Source organism: Bacillus sp. AFS023182 (genome assembly GCF_002560575.1).
GTDB lineage: Bacteria > Bacillota > Bacilli > Bacillales > Bacillaceae_G > Bacillus_A > Bacillus_A arachidis.
This window is the reverse complement of the sequence record NZ_NTRO01000074.1, coordinates 1-17963: the sequence shown is the minus strand read 5'-3', so window position 1 is coordinate 17963 and position 17963 is coordinate 1. Positions and strand designations below refer to the sequence as shown.

Below are 17963 nucleotides of genomic sequence, written 5' to 3'. Positions count from 1 at the left end.
CTATGGATAATAAATACAAATTATAAATTGATTTTACCATATAACCAAAAATCCCTACGCTAGGATATGGTTCTATTCGAATGTTTTTGTTCTTTTATGATAGTTTGATAAAATAACAGTAATTGTAATTAATTGTCGTTATGGGGGATAAAAATGCTGGATACAACAATTATTGAATTTGCTAAAGTCATGAAGCAAATTACCGATATCGATAGAGATTCTAATTGGATCACAAAGGTAGGTGATAAAGAGATATATGCTGAAAGAGAATCCTTACGTGCAAAAGGATCGGAGAAAATTTCACGCTTTAGTGTAACTTATGAATCTCTTCAACAAGCATGGGAAAAATTCATAAATATTCGAGTGATAAATAGTAGCGATTTTGTACAAGAAGAGGAGCATAATGCTTTTCTTATATCATTATTTGCAGAATTACCTTTTGTAAATGTAACAACGATTAATAATTCGAAGGCTATTACATTCAAAGAATTTCAAACAGATGATCTGCCATGTAAGCAATATCATAAAGTGATCACTTTTTTAGAAGAGGTAATAGATAATACATATGATCCGAAAGATCTTAGTAACCAAATTGATGGGAATTTATATAGAGTGAAATCTCGTGGACGACAAGATTTGAGATTGTTGGGCTTTTTGGATGAAGCTCATGAGATTAATCAGGCTCTATTAAATGAATATATTGAATCAAAAAATAAGGATGCTTTTATTCGCAATTTGATTTTGAAACAGGAATATTTTCAAATTGCCCTATTTATACTTGATCTCTTATATAGCTATTCAAACCATGAGAAGAAAGAGGCTTTAGTGAATTTAGGAATGACGGTTGTCCGAAATTCACGAGGGGATAATTTAATGGTTGAGTCAGTAGCAAAGGAACGTACTCATAACTTGCTAATGTGGCTTGAGAAGGTAGGATTAATTAACGATAAATGGGATCCAGTTGAACGATATTTAAAAGAGAATAGTGAAAAGGGCGGTAATATGAATAGTAATTTACGTGAAAAGTTTTTAACTGTTATGCATGAGTATTTAAAAGCAAGAACAGAAAAATTTGCAGGTCATAAACTTGGTTCAGTTGTTCGAAATGAAATGACAACGGAGGTAACTCGTTTATCTTTTATCGATCATAATCAGTACGTTGTTACGGGCTCAGTTGGACAAGGGAATTGGGCCGCTGTGCCATGGCTTGCTATCATGAATAAAGACGTTACGACATCGACGCAGAGAGGGTATTATATCGTTTATTTATTTAGGGAAGATATGAAGCAATTATATTTAACAATGGCACAAGGAGTAACTGAAACTTCTAAAGAGGAAATGGAAAAGATTAAGTCTGAGATCCGACAACATATACAAATGTCTAAAAAAATAAAAAAAGATGATGATATTTTCCTTGGTACAAGTCCAAAAGCGAAGGGATATGCCAACTCTACAGCTGCATACATTCCATATGATGTTGAACAAATGCCAAGTGAAGCAGAATTAGTGGAAGATTTAAAAGAAATGCTTCGCTATTATGAGGGATACATTGCCTTTAGAGAGAAAGGAACTAATCGTGCAGTGATTCATGAGGAGAAAAAAGAAATGGATTTGAATGGGAAGGAAATTGTAGATCATGTATCTTCCTATATGAAAAGCAAAGGTTTCTATTACGATAAGCAAGATATTGTTAACTTTCTCCTTTCTTTAAAAACGAAGCCCTTTGTTATTTTGTCTGGTATTTCAGGTACAGGGAAAACAAAGATTGTTCAGTGGTTTGCTGAAAGCTTAGGGGCAACTGAGGAAAATGGACAGTTCACGCTTATTCCTGTGCGCCCTGATTGGAGCGATAGCTCTGATTTACTTGGCTACGTGAATATTCAAGGTGAATTTCAGGAAAGACCGTTAATTCAAGTTCTTGAAAAAGCGTCAGAAACTCCGGATAAACCTTATTTTGTTGTGCTCGATGAGATGAATCTAGCACGTGTAGAGTACTATTTCAGTGATTTTCTAAGTGTTATTGAAAGCCGAAAATGGGAAGGGAGAGAGATTGTTACATCGGCTGTTCTTCCAGAATCGATTGTCGGGAAACGAATTACGATTCCGTCAAATGTGTATGTCATTGGAACTGTCAACATGGATGAAACAACACATCCGTTAAGTAAAAAAGTACTCGATCGTGCAAATACGATTGAATTTAATCAAGTGAAGTTAGATTCCTTTGAGTTTTTAATGGATACAAAAGAAGTACAGGCAAAGCGTGTTTCTAATCATTCCTTGACAGCCACGTTTCTTCATTTGAAAGAATGCTTTCAGCTCAATAAAGATCTCGTGAAGAAAATATCTCATATTTTAATTAAAATGAATGAAATTCTTGAACCGATTGGAGCACAAGTTGGGTACCGGATACGTGACGAAATTTGTTTTTACATGGCTTACAATGAAAAAAGTGAACTATTATCGTTTGACGAGGCGTTAGACTATCAAATATATCAAAAAATCTTACCGCGTATTGCAGGGAGCGATGGGAGAACAGAAGAGGCATTAAAGAAATTATATACGCTATGTACAAATCAAGAGTTTGATAATGAAGATATGATGTCTTATGCGAAGTATCCTCGTTCTGCTAAAAAGCTGTCTCATATGTTAAGGGGGTTCGAGTATGATGGCTTCACCTCTTTCTGGATCTAACAGTGATATAGAGCTAGTTAAGATTGAAACAGCGGATTTGTCATTGACTATCAAAGGGAATCCCTATCATGAAAAATATGAGAGCTTAAGAAAACATCAATCCATTGCCTCAGATGAGATGATGCATTTTCATGTGTCTGGAACAAGTGATTCTATCATGGTATATGATGCTCAGTTACAAAAGCTTAGCGAATTAACCGAGCACCCCCCTATCTTTTTCGAGAATAGGAGTTATCAGCTCGTTGTCGTTCCTAAAAATGATCAAGAATTGTCTTTTTACCATGAACATCCATCTCTTCGAAAGTCAATCAGCTCTACTCAAATGGGTTCATTGAAACTATTAATGGGCAATCTCTCATTTCCAAATGAAGTAGGTTATACAACATTTGAAATTCGAAATGATAAAAAGCCCTTACTAACAGTTACATTAGAAATTTTTCCATCAAAGCTCGATTATAAAGATGACTATCGAGCGCTATTGGAAGAAGTGAACGATGAAATTTATAATTTGGCATTTCATTTATTGAAAAGAACTTACTTAGGAGCATCAACAATCTATGCAACTAATCCATCTAAAAGTGAGTTTTATCGAATTTTAAATGACTCTTTTCATAGATTTATGAAGGCAATTTCTCATATTAAAAGGCAACCGCACCATACACTTACTACTCGACATCAGCTTGTACAAGGAGAGAAGATTCATAGGCTGGATTCTGTTGGAATGAATTACTTACGAAAAAGATCCCACTTGTTTCAAGAAGTAGGAGCAAACATGATTCCATCGAAAGGAATTACAGCTTATAAGGAAGTATCGTATGATACATTGGAAAATCGTTTTGTTAAGTGGATGGTTCAGAGAGTGATACATAAAATCGATGATTTACTTAAATCTTTGGAAAAGGATTCTGGATTTAAGAGTTTGCCAATTGACGATGATTTGATTCAAAACGTAAGAAAAATGAAATCTCGAATGAAAAACGAGTTGAATGATCCGTTTTGGAATGAGATCGGAAAACTGGATCGTTCCATCTTTTCTCTTGTTATTCAAATGGCATCTGGTTATAGAGACGCGTATCAAATTTTTCTTATGCTATCGAGGGGACTAACGCTAAGGGGACAAATTTTTAGAATGTCTGTTAAAGATGTTGCGAGGTTATACGAGTATTGGACATATTTAAAGCTCGGACAAATTTTATCTAACAAATATGTAACAGTGGATCAAGATATCATTAAAGTTCGGCAAGATGGATTATATGTGACACTTGATGAAAGTAAAGCTGCAAAAAGAATATTTAGGCACCCTGCAACAGATGAAGTGATTGAACTTTATTTTCAAAAAAGAAACAAAGCATTACCAACGGTTACTCAAAAGCCGGATACAATGCTGGCGATTGAGAAAAAAGGAAAAGACTATCAATATCAATACATTTTTGACGCCAAATACCGAATCGATTTTGCTAAAAATGGTTCCCATTATGAAAGACAGTATGGAACACCAGGTCCAATGGAAGAAGACATTAACACGATGCATCGATACCGTGACGCATTAGTAGTAGATCAAGGTGGACCGTTTGAAAGAACAGCCTATGGAGCTTATGTATTATTCCCATGGAATCAAGAGGAAGAATATGAGCACCATCCTTTTTATAAAAGCATTGAAAAAGTAAACATTGGTGGATTCCCATTCTTACCAAACGGAACAACACTAGTAGAACAATTTCTCGATCATCTAATCGAAAAGAGCCCAGAAGAGATTATAAGAGAAGGGATCCTTCCAAGAGGAACAAAAGAAGAATGGAGATCCTCTTTAGATGAAAAGGTACTAGTCGGTAGCGTGAAAATAGAAAAAGATTATGAAACATATATGAAAGAAGGCTTATATCAAATTCCTGTCTCACAATTAAAACCAGGCTGGCAAGAATCGAAATACATAGCCTTATATGCACCGAAAAAGTGGTATGGAGAAAACGGTGGCGTTCAATATGTCGCAAAAATTAAAGATATCCATATAAACAGGGAGGATTCATTATCTAGTGATGAAATAAATGATTATGTTTGTTTTGAACTAGAGCCATGGAAAAAACTCGATCATCTTATTCGTCCAGTGGGATATGGAATTCAAACATATATGTTAACAAGTATGTCTCTTTTAAAAGAAGTGCAAGAGCTTCCTGAATTGTTTATGAAAACAAAAGAAGAGCGAGTTCTTTGGAAAACGTTGCACCGATTTACTAAACAGGTGAAAGTTGAGTTGGATGACTTTAATTTGGATGAGGCGTCTTCTATTCAGAGTTATTATGTTCGAGATGTTCAAATCAGGATTGATTATGAGCAGGGGAATGTGATGGTTGAAAAAGGGGATGTGCTTAAAGAGTTGCCTTTGGATTTGGTTGTGAGGAATTCTTCGGTGTTGTTTAAGGAAGTTTTGGAGTGTTTACATAGATAGTAATACGTACCTATTTTGTAGTAGGGAGCGTTAGAGCTAATTTAGGTGAAGGTGAATAGTATTCACTTATAAAAAGAATAAAGCTTTATTCTTTTTATAAGTTTTTCCAATTGGTAAAATATAATATAAATTTGTTTGGATTGTAGAAGGGAAGAGTGTATGTTGAAAAAGGTGTATGAAAAAATTTTAGAATTTCGTGATCAAAGAGATTGGAAGCAATATCATGATGAGAAAGATTTGGCCATTTCAATTTCGTTGGAAGCAAATGAGTTACTTGAAAATTTTCAATGGAGAAGTAGTGAAGAAGCACTTGCTAGGTCGCGACAAAATATAAAAGAAGAGATGGCTGATGTGTTTATATATCTAATTCAAATGGCTGATAAAATGGAAGTAGACTTAGAGGAAGAAGTTCTTAAAAAGTTAGAGAAGAATGCAAAGAAATATCCGGTTCCTCAAAGAAGAGGAGGAGCTGTTGAATGATTATTTATAATGAGACAGCTAGTGACTTTTTGAACCATATTTATGAGAAACAGATTGGATATGTATTACGAGAAAATGTACTAAATAAAATGAATAAAGTTGTCTCAGACAGTGAATTAAGGTCATGGGAAAGGTCTCTTCCACAAATGGTAAGAGTACTACGTGATGTGGATTTAAAGGAAGATACGCATATATTGCTAGAATATAAACTACCTTCTACAGAGAAGAGAATCGATTTCCTTATTACTGGTCAAGATGAAAAGGGAAAAGATAATGCATTGATTGTTGAGTTGAAACAGTGGGAAAAAGCAAAAGCTGCTGAAGGAGATGGGATTGTTCAAACATTTCTAGGTGGGCGTGAACGTGAGACAGTGCATCCTTCCTATCAAGCTTCTTCATATAAAAGGTTTCTACAAAATTTTAATGAATCTTTATATGACGAATCGGCTATTAACCTTCATTCCTGTGCATACTTACACAATTATATTATGAATAAAAAAGAAGAGCCTTTACTAGATGAAAGATATAACAGTTATATTGAAGAATCTCCTATATATTTTCAATTTGATGATAGAGATTTAGCTAAGGATATAAGTAAGTTGGTTTCTAATGGGAACGGTGAAAAAATTGCTAATGCTATTGAAAAAGGTAAAATACGTCCTTCAAAAAAACTAGTAGAAACTGTTAGTTCTTTAATTCAAGGAAATGAAGAATTTATCTTACTAGATGAGCAAAAAGTTGCTTATGAAAAAATTATTAGTATGTATAATCAAATGAAAACAAAAAAAGATCAAAAGCAAGTTATTTTAATTAAAGGTGGCCCAGGAACAGGGAAATCAGTAATTGGATTAAATGTAATGAGTCATATGTTAAAGACAAATGCTTATGTAGAGTACATTACACCGAACCAGGCTTTCCGAGAAGTACTCCGAAAAAAAATGGTTGGTACATCGGGATTTATAGAAGTAAGAGATTTATTTAAAGGTTCTGCTTCTTATGTTGAAGCACCAGAAAATTATTTCGATGTGTTAATTTGTGATGAAGCACATCGTTTAAAAGAACACGGACATATGAAAAAGAAGATTGAAGGAGAAAACCAAGCTACACAAATTATAAGATCTTCAAAAATAAGTGTTTTCTTCATTGATGACTCTCAAAAAATCTCCAAAAAAGATATTGGAAGTGTGGCATTGCTTAAGGAAGAAGCAGTTAAACTTGATGCAGAAGTTCATATTGTAGAATTAGATTCCCAATATCGTTGTTCAGGGTCAGGTAACTATATTGAGTGGTTAGACAGTATTTTTGGTGATGAAAATAATAATGTAGTGCTTGAAGGGGACTTTGATTTTAAAATCATATCAGATCCGCATAAATTAAAAAAGGAGATTATTGAGAAACGTGGTGGAAGATTATTAGCTGGTTATGCTTGGGAATGGACAAAAAATGCAAAAATGAAAGAGTTGGTAGATGATGTAGTAATTGAGGAGCATAATTTTGCACTGCCATGGAATGATCCAAATCGAATTGATTGGGCGATACACCCAGAATGTGCTTATCAAATTGGATGTATCCACACGGTACAAGGCCTAGAAATGGATTATGTTGGTGTCATAATTGGTAAGGATTTAGGTTATGACAAAAAAACAAACTCTCTTATTGTTAGAAGAGATGAGTTTAAAGATAAAGGGGCAAAGCCAGCTAAACAGAAAAAAGGTCAAGTTGACCCGCTAATTACTCTTGTTAAAAATACATATAAGACTCTTATGACTCGTGGGATGAAGGGTTGTTATATTTATTGTTGTGATAAGGAGTTGGAATCATTTTTAATAGAGCGGAATTCGGAGAGAAATGAAAGTTGCAGTTCTAGTTTTGAAAAAGTGTAATATCTCTCTGTGTTTTTAATAGTAAAAGTAAAATGTATTGTAAAGTAAGTTATAATCAACGCTGTATTATGGGGCTTTTAAATGGATTGTATTTGTATTACTTCAGCTTGTATAACATAAAACGAGAACGTACATTCAATTTTGATAATTTTACGTAGTGATGGGAAAGAGTAAGGAGAATAATTTATTTCAGGACACTCTAGAAAGAATTGAAGTTTCAATGTGTGAAAAACACGAAAAAATAGCTCTTCACCTGACCGTTTCTGGTCAGGTGAAGGGCTATTTTTTTCATATTCTGGCAAGCTGCGTTGAGATAAGCCTGCACTTGGACAGACTTCAGTCCTCGAAACCGAGCGTATCGATAACCATGTAGTTCTTTGGCATCCGCAAAACTTCGTTCAATAGTTGAACAACACACTTTATATAATTTTTCTCCTGTATTGGTTCTCTTATTAGCCCTCACTATATCTTTATATTCTTCCTAAATATGATGTGTAATGACTTTCTGTTTTTGTTTCGCGGTTACGTAATGGGCAAACCACATAATCTGCTGGATTAGATTTATACTGACGATAGCCTTCACGATCCATTGTCGCATACGCTAAAATACATCCCATTGGACAGGCGAATATATCTGTTTCTTTTTCATATTGAAATTGACTTTTCAGTACTTCTTTATTTCGCTTTCCAAATCGGCGATACCCCATCACCATAAATATATGTTGTTCAGACAATTTTTTACTCTATTTAGAGATTTAAGAAGTCCTTATATTTCATGTAAAGCAGCTGTTTATCCAGGTTTAACGTTTAACTTCATATGGAACTTTTCAACCTTTCCATGATGCAGAATTGAAAACTATAAACAGAGATATTTTAAATGATTCATTTATAAAAAATATGAGAGAAATACTAGAAAAACAAATGAAAGAAGAAAGCTTTGAAAAACTTCTTAAAACTGGTCAATTTTTAAATCATCTGATATATGCTTCATCAGGGAATCCAAGACTATTATTAAAAAGTGTATTTTCTGCTACAAATGAATTTAAAACGGGTTTAAAAACAAATACAGTCAATGAAACAATTAAAAACTTCTATCGTAGTGATATTTGGTCCGAACATACGAAAACCGCTGATTTATATAACAATATTAAGCCTCTAGTTAATTGGGATAGAGACTTTATAGAAGATGTTGTAGTACCAGATACAATAAATAAAAATAATGATAGAGCATTGAAAGAAGAATATAGCCGCCAAACCTCTTTTTTTGTATCCGTAGAGATGCTCCTGAATATCTTGATTTAAGTAAGATAAATGGTATAGCAGATTATCAAGGCGGAGAAACAATTATTAATATAATTTTACAAAAATCTTTAAGTCAATTAGATTTAATTGACTATCAAAAAAGTTTATTGATTGATACAGGAATAAACACAATTGAACAAGTTTTATCAGGTTCAGAATCTGATTTAATGAAAGTCCCCAATGTTTGGGAAAAAGGTCAAGAAAAATATGGAATAGCGCTTATAATTCTGTAATTGAATATGTATCGGAGTGATATAAAAAAGCATTTAGATTTACCACGGTGAATCATATCATAAATAAAAAAGAATGCTAAACACTATCATTTACTGATAGTGTTTTTTGAATAAAAAATAGAAAAGTATGGAAATTTAATTTTTAATTCTTCATAATTAAATTATCATTATTAATTGAAAAATTAGGGGACATAAAGGAGTAGATTCCATGAGTGGTGTAGATAATTTAAGAGGTATAGATTATCAAGTTTCTTATTCAGTATTAAAATTACTAGAAGTATTGCTTAATGAATATGATTCTATTGAAAGCATACAATTTGAAAGTTTAACCGAGCGTGAAGAAGATATGAATATCTATAAAAAAGATGGGACAAGTGAGTACATACAAATTAAGAAAAAAGCGGAAGGTTATACTTGGACAGCAAGTGAATTAAGGGATGTTTTTTTAAAATTTCAAAATAAGGATAACGAAGGGGTATATTTTACTTTTGTGTCTGATGGAGCGGGTAATAAAGATGTTGCTGAATTAAAAAGATGTTTATTAAATAGCGAAATACCTAAAGATGAATTGTTAAAAAAGTTCTCTTCGAAACTGCTTACCATAGAAAAAATAAAAGGGTTAATAAAGAAAACTTCTATTTTAACTCAATCTTATACATCTGTTGATAGTTCATTACCCGGCATGGTAGTTAAAGAGTATTGTATAAACTTGTTAAAGTCGACGGATTTTATATTATCTGATTCTGCAGATAATATATATAGATCTATTTGGGAGTATATATTTCAACTTTCTCAAGAATGCAAAGTTAACAAAATAATTGATATAAAAAGACAATTAGAAGTAATTGGGCTGAAAATCCCAATGAAAAAGTGGTTAAATATCCCTAATACGAATGAATTTCGAGGCAGGAAAGATGATATTAACAGGATAGAAATGGCTATAAAAGATATAAAAAAGATTGTAATAAAGGGGATTAGTGGGATTGGTAAAACAACCTTAATGGCAAAAATCGCTGGAAATTTCATCCGGAATAATGAGAAAGTATTTTGGCTTGAGCTTAATAAGATGTATACTGTTTCAAATATACTTGAACAGATTTCAAATTTTCTTTGTACTCATAATATTTTACATGAAGCTAATATCCTTAATTCTTGTGAAATAGTAGAAAGAATTCCAAGGGTTATTAATATACTAGAAAACGAGGAAATATTTTTATTTATTGATAGCATCGATAAAGCTAGTACAGAGGTATCTGATTTCATTGAAGATTTATTTGAAAATATTATTAACATAAAATTGAAAGGTGCACTAATTGTCTCTAAAATAGAAGGTTTAAATTCATATAACAAAGTTGATATCCGTACAAAAAAAGTTTATGAATATCATTTAATTGGATTTTTATTTAAGGATACTTTGGAAATATTAAAAGAAAAAAGTGATAATTATAATGAGGAAGATATCTATTATTTTCATAATTTAGTCGGCGGCTATCCTGTTTCTGTTACCTTTCTAAAGCAGTTATTACCTAAAAATGAAATTAGTAGAAAGGAGTTATCAGACTTAGAAGAGTTAAGTGTTGAAACCTCCAATAAATATTTATTTAATAAGGTGTTTTCAAATTTAGGCAAGGAAGAACAAGATATAGCATTATCAATTTCTGTATTTAATTATCCATTTACTGAAGAAGAAGTTAAACAAGTATTAAATTCATTTATTAATCCAAAGTATCTCCTTGAGGATCTTAAGAGAAAGAGTATTGTTGTTCATAAAAATGGTTATTACGATATACACGATTCAATTAGAATCCTGCTAATTGACATGTTAACTATAGAGAGGAAAAAAGAATTACATGGAATCTTGGCCAAGTACTATAAACATGATATGGAGCAACAGTATGACCAGTCAAGTGAAGTCCTATATGAAGACATATTTAAATGGGGTTATCATGTTGAATTTTTAAAAACTAGTAACTTAATATCTCCAAAGTGCTCTATTTTATTAAATTTGGGAGATGAAAAGTTAGATGCACTATGGGCTATAGAAAGATTCGGTTTCCCATTTTCGTTTAATGATCCTGATCTAAAATCAAGTTTTAAACTTGTGGATTACCTATTAAGTAAACATTTAATAGAAGGGAATCTAGATGATACAAAAAAATATATGTATGCAACTAAAAAATACAACCTAAAAGATTTTGACTTTTTTGATTCCTGTTTCTTACACTATTTGTGTTTATCAAGGGGGATTTCAAATCACCTAGGATACATTGAGGTTTTTGAAATAAATGAATCATTTCATATTCAAGGGTTATTCTGTCCTTGGGAACACTGTATTGAACACATGCCTTTGCCACCATTGACGAAAAAGTATTATGAAAACAGGAGTGCTTTTCTAAGGGAAATGTTTGATAAAGGTGCTTATGATGACAAACCAGAAGAAATAAGGAATCAATTTTTAGAAGAGATAGCTATTGGAATACCAGAGGATGCCCTTGAGGAACCAGATATGGAATTAGAAGAATGTAGGTGTCCACGGTTTGGGCATTGTTGTCCAGGAGATAAGCAACAAGCAAAATATTGCACGGAATTGATGAGATAGAGTTTTAGCAGTATTTTTTAGGCAATGGTACAGTGTATTATAAAGTTATAACTTAATTAAATAATTGGTATTTTTAGTGGTAAAACAATAACTAAAAAATCACTTATTGTGACATTATGGTGAACCGCATCATAAATAACGGTAAATCTTTTATAAAATATACAATGAAAAAGTTTTTATGTTAGTGGATATTTTAGTAGCAACCTAGAAAAATGAATAACGACATGAAACAAGGANNTCCTTGTTTCATGTCGTTATATAAATCTTTTTCAATTAATAATCGTCTAAAATTCCTATAAACGTGCTCTTTAAATGAAGGGATAACCTTATCAAAATCAGAATAAATTTCAGCTAATGAAGAAGGGTAAATTATTTTTTTATTATATCTTGCAAAAGGACCGTCTGTCTCAAAAAGAATACGGTTAGTAGGCACTCTTTCAATAATTTTTTGTCCACTTTTACTAATTAGCATTTTAGGGTTCAATGAGAAATAATATCCGTTATCGACTATTTTTTCTAGTGTAGACAACTTTCCACTATACCAGTGAAAAATAGCATGTTTCACTTTATTATCTATAAGAATTTTTAAGACAGTATCTTCTGCATATCTGGAATGAATTGTATAAATTCTTCCTTTGTTAAATGAAGGAGAAGTAATATACTCAAAAGTCTTTATTTGCCTATTTTTAACTTCAACATGCTCATTGTAAAAATCTAGTCCAACTTCGCCTATATATTTGGTATTATGAACTAATTTGTTAAACAGAGATTCATTAAAACTATACTCACTTGCGACTTGAGGATGAAAACCAATGCATAATCGCACGTATTTAAATCCTTGAAATGCTTTGAATTGTTTATTAAACAATTCAGGTAAGTTAGTTACAAACAAAGTATAGATTTTTAACTTTTCATATTCCTGAGCAATTTTCTGAGGTTCAGGATAATGATCAATATGAACATGGGTATCAATAAGGAACATACTTTTCCATAAACCTTTCATATTCCTGAGCAAACTTATAAAACATTTTCTGATTGCTCATTCTAAAATTAGAATCTGCCTCATAATATTTCTCTCTAACATGAACTTCAAAATAAATTTGATTAGTTTTAATTAGCTCGTAATAATTTTTGAAGTAATTTAAGTTACTTGTATAATCTTTCCTGTAGAGATCTTCTTTCACATTTACAATTTTCGCATCATAGGGGTATTCATAATCTACATCATACTTTTCATTGTCATAAGCAGCTAGTGAAATTTTTCTTAAAACACAAGGTATACAAATACCACATTGTCCGGAATGTGATCTTTCGGGATGTGACCGCCCTTGCCCACATGTAAAAGTATGTTTAATTGCTGTTTTAAATTCCTCATTCATATCATTTGTAATTTCTCCTTTTGTCCTGAATAAGAACGGATGATTAATTTTAATATTTATACTTAGCTTTTCCAATAATGCCTTAAACATAAACATGGTTTTGGGATGAGTAGTCTTAGTTGTATATCTATTTTTTATTTCTGGATTTAGGGAAAGTATACCATTCTCATATAAGTATACGTTTTTTGAGGAATTAAAGTGTGCTTTAGCAGTTGCTAGGGCTAGATACAATAATGATCTTGTTGACTGAATAAACGTTTTTTTCTTTGAAATCGGTTTATCTATTAAAATAATTTCGGTTGCATCATCAAATATTTGTCGGTAGAACTTAGCAACATCTAATTGTTTTGTTTTTTCTTCACCTTTGTTAATAAAACCAAGATAATCACTTTTTATATTGTTTTTGTGATTGTGATATGCTCCTGCAAAAGAATCTAATCCACCTGAAAAAAGTGTTACATCATTACTAGTCCCAGGAATTAAACTATTCATATAGCCCTCAGATTTAACAGAAGTATCTATAAAAGTTATGTTAATAGTATCTTCAGAGACCCATTTGACCAATTCTTCAATATGTTTAACATTTTCTGACCAAATTTGAAGGTTAAAAACAGGAATAGTCAATTCAATAAATCTAGGCTTATCGTTTGTCTTGTAGGTATTAATATCTTTACAATAAATAGCTCCCATAATAGTTACCAGATCTATAACTATAGTGCTTTTTTCTTTATAATCAAAATTAACATTCTCTAGAAGGCTAGTGTGTAGATTAGAGAAAAATTCAATTTCGGATTGCATTAAAATTCACCAAACCTTGCTTGAGAAGTCTGGATGGTTATTTCGTCTGAAATTTCAGTTAATGATATTTTGCGATCAATAAATAAATTAACCTTAGAATAAACTGATTTATTCATTATTTGATTTGCAACATTTTTGACCATATTTTGAATCAAATCGTATTCGATTTCTTCATAAATATCTTTAATATTGTCAATTAATTCCCCAAGTAAAATTTGGTAGACAATTTCATAAAATAGTACTTGTGCGAATGAATATGCATCAAAATCATCAACCTTTAAGAATTTACCCATAACAATTTTTAATGATTTTTCTAGTATTTTTGATTTAATAATCGATGAACTTTCTATTAGATCCAGTATCATTTCTAAAAACTCTTGTTGAGATATAGGATCAGAAACTAGTTCTTTTTTTGTTTTACCTTTAAAACCGTTGGATTTTAAAGAGAGAAATTGGCTAGTAATCATTCTTATTGAATGATCAAGCGTTTCTTCTTGATCAAAACATTCGTTAAGCGCTCTTTTTGTTAAGATTTTCTTTGTTAATTCGGGAGCGGTTTCATTAATATTGGATAGCGGTTGCTCCTTAAGAAGTTTTTTGATTTCACTGGATAATTTTCTTTTAGATGTTCCCATTCGATTCTCTCCTTTAAAGATTAAAAAATTTCTATTTTGTAGTTAAAGAATATTATATGTAAATTGGATATGTTAATAGTTTACTATAGAAGACACTTCATAGAAAGTTTATTGGAAAATTAAGGGACACTCTTTAGTGTAATTATAGAAATGAAATATAGGAGGGGAAGTCTCGAAACAAGTTTTCATAAATATTAAGTTTGGATATTGTAGGTTATGGATAACAGAAGAATTAGATATTGTTCAATTGTTGGAAAAGGGGGAAAAAGCCCCCCTTGAGTATCGAGGTCGCTGACCCCGATTGGCCTCGAATCAGCGACCTCTACCCTGTCAATGGAACAGGAGGGCGGGATACATAAGTACTATGTATTTATAAAGGTAAGTAAAACAAACCACCTACTTCTAGTTAAAGTTAAAATAATTTTAGAGTAGTTGTAAGGATCACACAAAACTACTCTAATTAAAGAGTGTTGTTTAAAACTTATTCATTATTTTAGATGATAGTGGAAACTAGGTACACGGGAGTATAGTTAGATATTTACAATACAAAATCATTATATTAAAATATTATCGGTGATTATAAGAGATGGAGGAGTATTAATGAGTAAGTATTGGTATGATAATTTCAAGGATAATCCTGATTTTTATTCAGGTTATTGTCGTAAGCTATGTCGTTCTTTGGGTCTTAACGAGTTGCATATTGTTAAAGTTTTGTATTTTGCTAATCTTATTCACTCTGTTACTTCGAAGTATGATGATCTTCTTTTACATTGTGGAATTAGACTTCCTTCAGAGACATTTACTTGGAAACTTAGAGAAGCCGATTCTAAAGCTGAAAACTTTGATATTGAAGCTTTCTTAGATTACGCAAGTGACTTAGCTGATGATTATGCGAAAATTGATCCAGACAATTTAAGAACGAGTTTATTACCTCTGCAAAAGTATGTCCAGTCTTCTTCGAAATTCGAGTTGTTTGTTTTGAATGGAGATGTTTTTTCCTTTATAGATGAACACTCTAATCTACCTGGCTTATTTGTAATAACTTTTGAGGATGAATATCTTTTTGTGTCAGAAGTAGATGTTGATATTGCAGACGCTATGAATACCATTTTGAATTTAAAAAAGGAGTATCCGACTTTTGATTTACATGTGATTTTTACTGAAACAAAATCAGACGCGGAGTTGTATTCTATTTATTTGAATTTGAAGTACTTAGGTACAGATGATTTAAATATAACTTTAGATATTCCGGAATACAGTAAAAGTCTAAAGTGTAATTTTGAAAATTGTGTAGTATAACTAGTTTTTTATTAAATTTATTGCTTTATAACCTTCTTTAGTTTTTTATACCTTGTGTGAAGGATCTTGCCTAGCTGTGGCGAGATTCCTTTTTATACAAAAAAATAAACAGACTCCTGGAATTTTAGAAGTCTGTTTATTAATGATATATAGTAGTTATCCTTCCATATACGTTTTATAAGTTGTTAAAGCTATAAGTTGTTCTTCACTGTTAGTCGCCTTTAATACTTCAAGTATTAGCATATCTTCCTTAGTCAGCGACTACGATTAAGTAACGAAATGGCTAAATTAATGATAGAAGAGAAAAAATTGGAGCTGTAGTACAGGAAGCTAACCCACTATTAACTTTGCTAAAGGATCTTGACTAATGAATACATCAGTTGAATACGCAGAAAAAGTCATCTCAGGGGAAATTGTGGCACCTAGTCAAGTTAAAAAAGATTTTAAAAACTTTCCATGTGGATATAATATTTTACAGCATCAAGAGGACCATAAGTTTATATGGTAGAGATTGAGAGGATGATTCGTTCGCTGGAGAAGACTTTGTTTGAGTATTTATATACTTCGCTTGTGAAGATGGAGAAAATCATTGCGGACAATTTCTCTGAAAAGGATGAGGAATGCTCGCAAGTGTGGCAGGCCGTATTTGGTTACTTTAAGAAAATAAGACTTACCTATATGATAAAATGAAATTATACATAGATTACTACATAACTGGGGGAAGTTTTATATGGACAAACCATCCTATTTTTATCAATTCCCTGAACCAATTTCAAAAGAGCTAGCTCTTGTTGCGCGCGAATTAGAACATAGTATTTTTCAAAGCCCGCGCACAATGCTCACACATACAAGGATATTTGTAGAAAATATATTACAGCAAGTAATCCGAGCAGAAAAACTGCCAGATGAGCAGCGTGCAAATTTGAAAGAACGTATTGATTTACTTAATGAAAACGGTTACTTGATTCCTGAAATTCGTGATGCACTTCACCATGTTTGCCAAATTGGAAACCAGGCTGCACATGATGCGCGGATGTTTCGCTATTCAGAAGCACTATTATCGTGGGAATCCGTTTATCGAATTGTGAAATGGTATGTTGAGGTCTATGGACCTGTAGAGTGCACGGTTCCTGATTATCAAGATCCATCACCGCAGTTAAAACAATCCTATGGAATTGACGAAATCCAAGAACGACTTAAGGTTTTGGAAAGTTTACTTCTTTCATCAATTAAGAAACCGAAAGATGAGCCTGAAAACAAGGAAATATCTGAGCTACCTGTAAGTACATCTCTTGAATCAGAACATCCAGGTTTTACAACGATTCGTACACTACAATACAAAGAGCAACAGTTAGAAATTCCATATTTCTTACGTGATGTGTTCTTATTACCTCAACGGTTTGCTATTTCAGAGAAGTTTCTCATCAGACTGGGCGCGGAGCAACAGGCACGTATCATGAGTGAACTCCCAAACAATCTTGAAGGATTACATAAACATGTAAAACGTTATAATGAAAAAAATGATGAAAATTTTTTTAGAGAGTTAAAATTATTTATTGAAGAAGAGAAAATTCGTAGAAAACTGATGATAGAACGTCCAGGTGAGTTATTCTTTTTCTATAAGGATGACCACATCGTCGTGACAGAAGAGCTTTCTCGAATCCCCTTAACTACAGATGAATTCACAGGAATTCCTAATCTTCTTAGACAGCTAAACGAAGATCAAATGGAAACGGTGGAACAATTACCAAAGGAACTTGTCATTCTTGCAAAGTATGAAAATGTGGGGATAGGGACGGTAGAGAAGTTGTTTGAACAGTTGAAGAGGAAACAACAAAGGGGCAGTGGTTCTATGCCTTTTGCATTGGAAGTGTAAAGGGAGTTGTAAGAAGTGTGGTAGTAGAAATTTTGAAATTGAAGTAATTAGAGAAGGCTATAAAACTGCTAACCTTGGCTCGCCAGATGGTATAGTTTGGAATTTTAATTTCTCCAATGTTGTTCAAAGTAAAGGAGAAAAAGGGGGAGAGTGCAATGAAAAAAGTAATGACCTCAACCTATTATAAGAACTTGTAATAAACAATGAATAGGCCTTTTTAGATGCTTATTCATTGTTTGTTATTATGGTTAGCATTTAGCTATCCCACTTTTTATACAAACCAATTAATTACCAAATACCATCCCAAAAACAAAACACCCCTCTAAAAATGAAGTGAACCCT

Annotated in this window: 12 protein-coding genes and 1 pseudogene; 9 read left to right on the top strand and 4 right to left on the bottom strand. The window is 32.2% G+C overall.

Translation table 11 applies throughout. The features are described from left to right. Positions 1-153 precede the first annotated feature (153 nt). The 4 genes from CN288_RS24235 (at position 154) to CN288_RS24220 (ending at position 7500) form a co-directional block, all read left to right on the top strand. Positions 154-2691, top strand: a complete 2538-nt coding sequence (locus CN288_RS24235) for an MrcB family domain-containing protein (protein WP_098303281.1) — start codon at positions 154-156, stop codon at positions 2689-2691. Then, the gene (locus tag CN288_RS24230) at positions 2663-5137 is read left to right on the top strand and encodes a restriction endonuclease-like protein (protein ID WP_098303280.1); all 2475 of its coding nucleotides are present in this window, start codon (positions 2663-2665) and stop codon (positions 5135-5137) included. Before CN288_RS24235 ends, CN288_RS24230 begins: the two co-directional genes overlap by 29 nt. A gap of 159 nt (positions 5138-5296) precedes the next feature. Beyond that, entirely contained in the window at positions 5297-5617 is a 321-nt protein-coding gene (locus CN288_RS24225) for a nucleotide pyrophosphohydrolase (protein ID WP_141528004.1), read from the top strand. Beyond that, a complete protein-coding gene (locus CN288_RS24220) occupies positions 5614-7500 on the top strand; it encodes a DUF2075 domain-containing protein (RefSeq protein WP_098303279.1) in 1887 nt (628 codons plus the stop codon). The genes CN288_RS24225 and CN288_RS24220 overlap by 4 nt, the downstream gene beginning before the upstream one ends. Positions 7501-7717: 217 nt before the next feature. Here CN288_RS24220 and CN288_RS24215 read toward each other — a convergent pair. Beyond that, a pseudogene (locus CN288_RS24215) lies at positions 7718-8240 on the bottom strand (transposase); the annotation flags it as partial. A 157-nt stretch (positions 8241-8397) separates the two neighbouring features. Between CN288_RS24215 and CN288_RS24210 the strand changes: the two are divergent. Together CN288_RS24210 and CN288_RS24205 are read left to right on the top strand one after the other, a co-directional pair. Continuing rightward, positions 8398-8802 carry a hypothetical protein gene (locus CN288_RS24210; protein ID WP_098962574.1) on the top strand — a complete coding sequence of 135 codons (405 nt, stop codon included), beginning with the start codon at positions 8398-8400 and terminating at the stop codon, positions 8800-8802. Between the two features lie 441 nt (positions 8803-9243). Next, a complete protein-coding gene (locus tag CN288_RS24205; RefSeq protein ID WP_098303277.1) occupies positions 9244-11634 on the top strand; it encodes an ATP-binding protein in 2391 nt (796 codons plus the stop codon). Between the two features lie 193 nt (positions 11635-11827). On the opposite strand, the gene CN288_RS24200 is transcribed toward CN288_RS24205, so the two are convergent. The 3 genes from CN288_RS24200 to CN288_RS24190 are packed head-to-tail and all read right to left on the bottom strand — an operon-like array spanning position 11828 to position 14446. After that, positions 11828-12616, bottom strand: coding sequence for a TatD family hydrolase (locus tag CN288_RS24200; RefSeq protein WP_098303292.1), 789 nt, complete (start codon positions 12614-12616; stop codon positions 11828-11830). Then, complete coding sequence (locus CN288_RS24195; protein ID WP_098303276.1) at positions 12603-13811, bottom strand: 7-cyano-7-deazaguanine synthase; 1209 nt, start codon at positions 13809-13811, stop codon at positions 12603-12605. Before CN288_RS24195 ends, CN288_RS24200 begins: the two co-directional genes overlap by 14 nt. Beyond that, complete coding sequence (locus CN288_RS24190; protein ID WP_098303275.1) at positions 13811-14446, bottom strand: hypothetical protein; 636 nt, start codon at positions 14444-14446, stop codon at positions 13811-13813. The genes CN288_RS24195 and CN288_RS24190 overlap by 1 nt, the downstream gene beginning before the upstream one ends. Positions 14447-15046: 600 nt before the next feature. Between CN288_RS24190 and CN288_RS24185 the strand changes: the two genes are divergently transcribed. From CN288_RS24185 to CN288_RS24175, 3 genes are all read left to right on the top strand, one after another. Then, complete coding sequence (locus tag CN288_RS24185; RefSeq protein WP_098303274.1) at positions 15047-15745, top strand: hypothetical protein; 699 nt, start codon at positions 15047-15049, stop codon at positions 15743-15745. Positions 15746-16112: 367 nt separating this feature from the next. After that, positions 16113-16253: a hypothetical protein gene (locus CN288_RS29040; protein WP_176527729.1), complete on the top strand. Its 141-nt coding sequence runs from the start codon at positions 16113-16115 to the stop codon at positions 16251-16253. Between the two features lie 222 nt (positions 16254-16475). Beyond that, positions 16476-17621 (top strand): DUF4145 domain-containing protein, encoded by a 1146-nt coding sequence (locus CN288_RS24175; RefSeq protein WP_098303272.1) that lies wholly within the window; start codon positions 16476-16478, stop codon positions 17619-17621. Positions 17622-17963 lie beyond the last annotated feature (342 nt).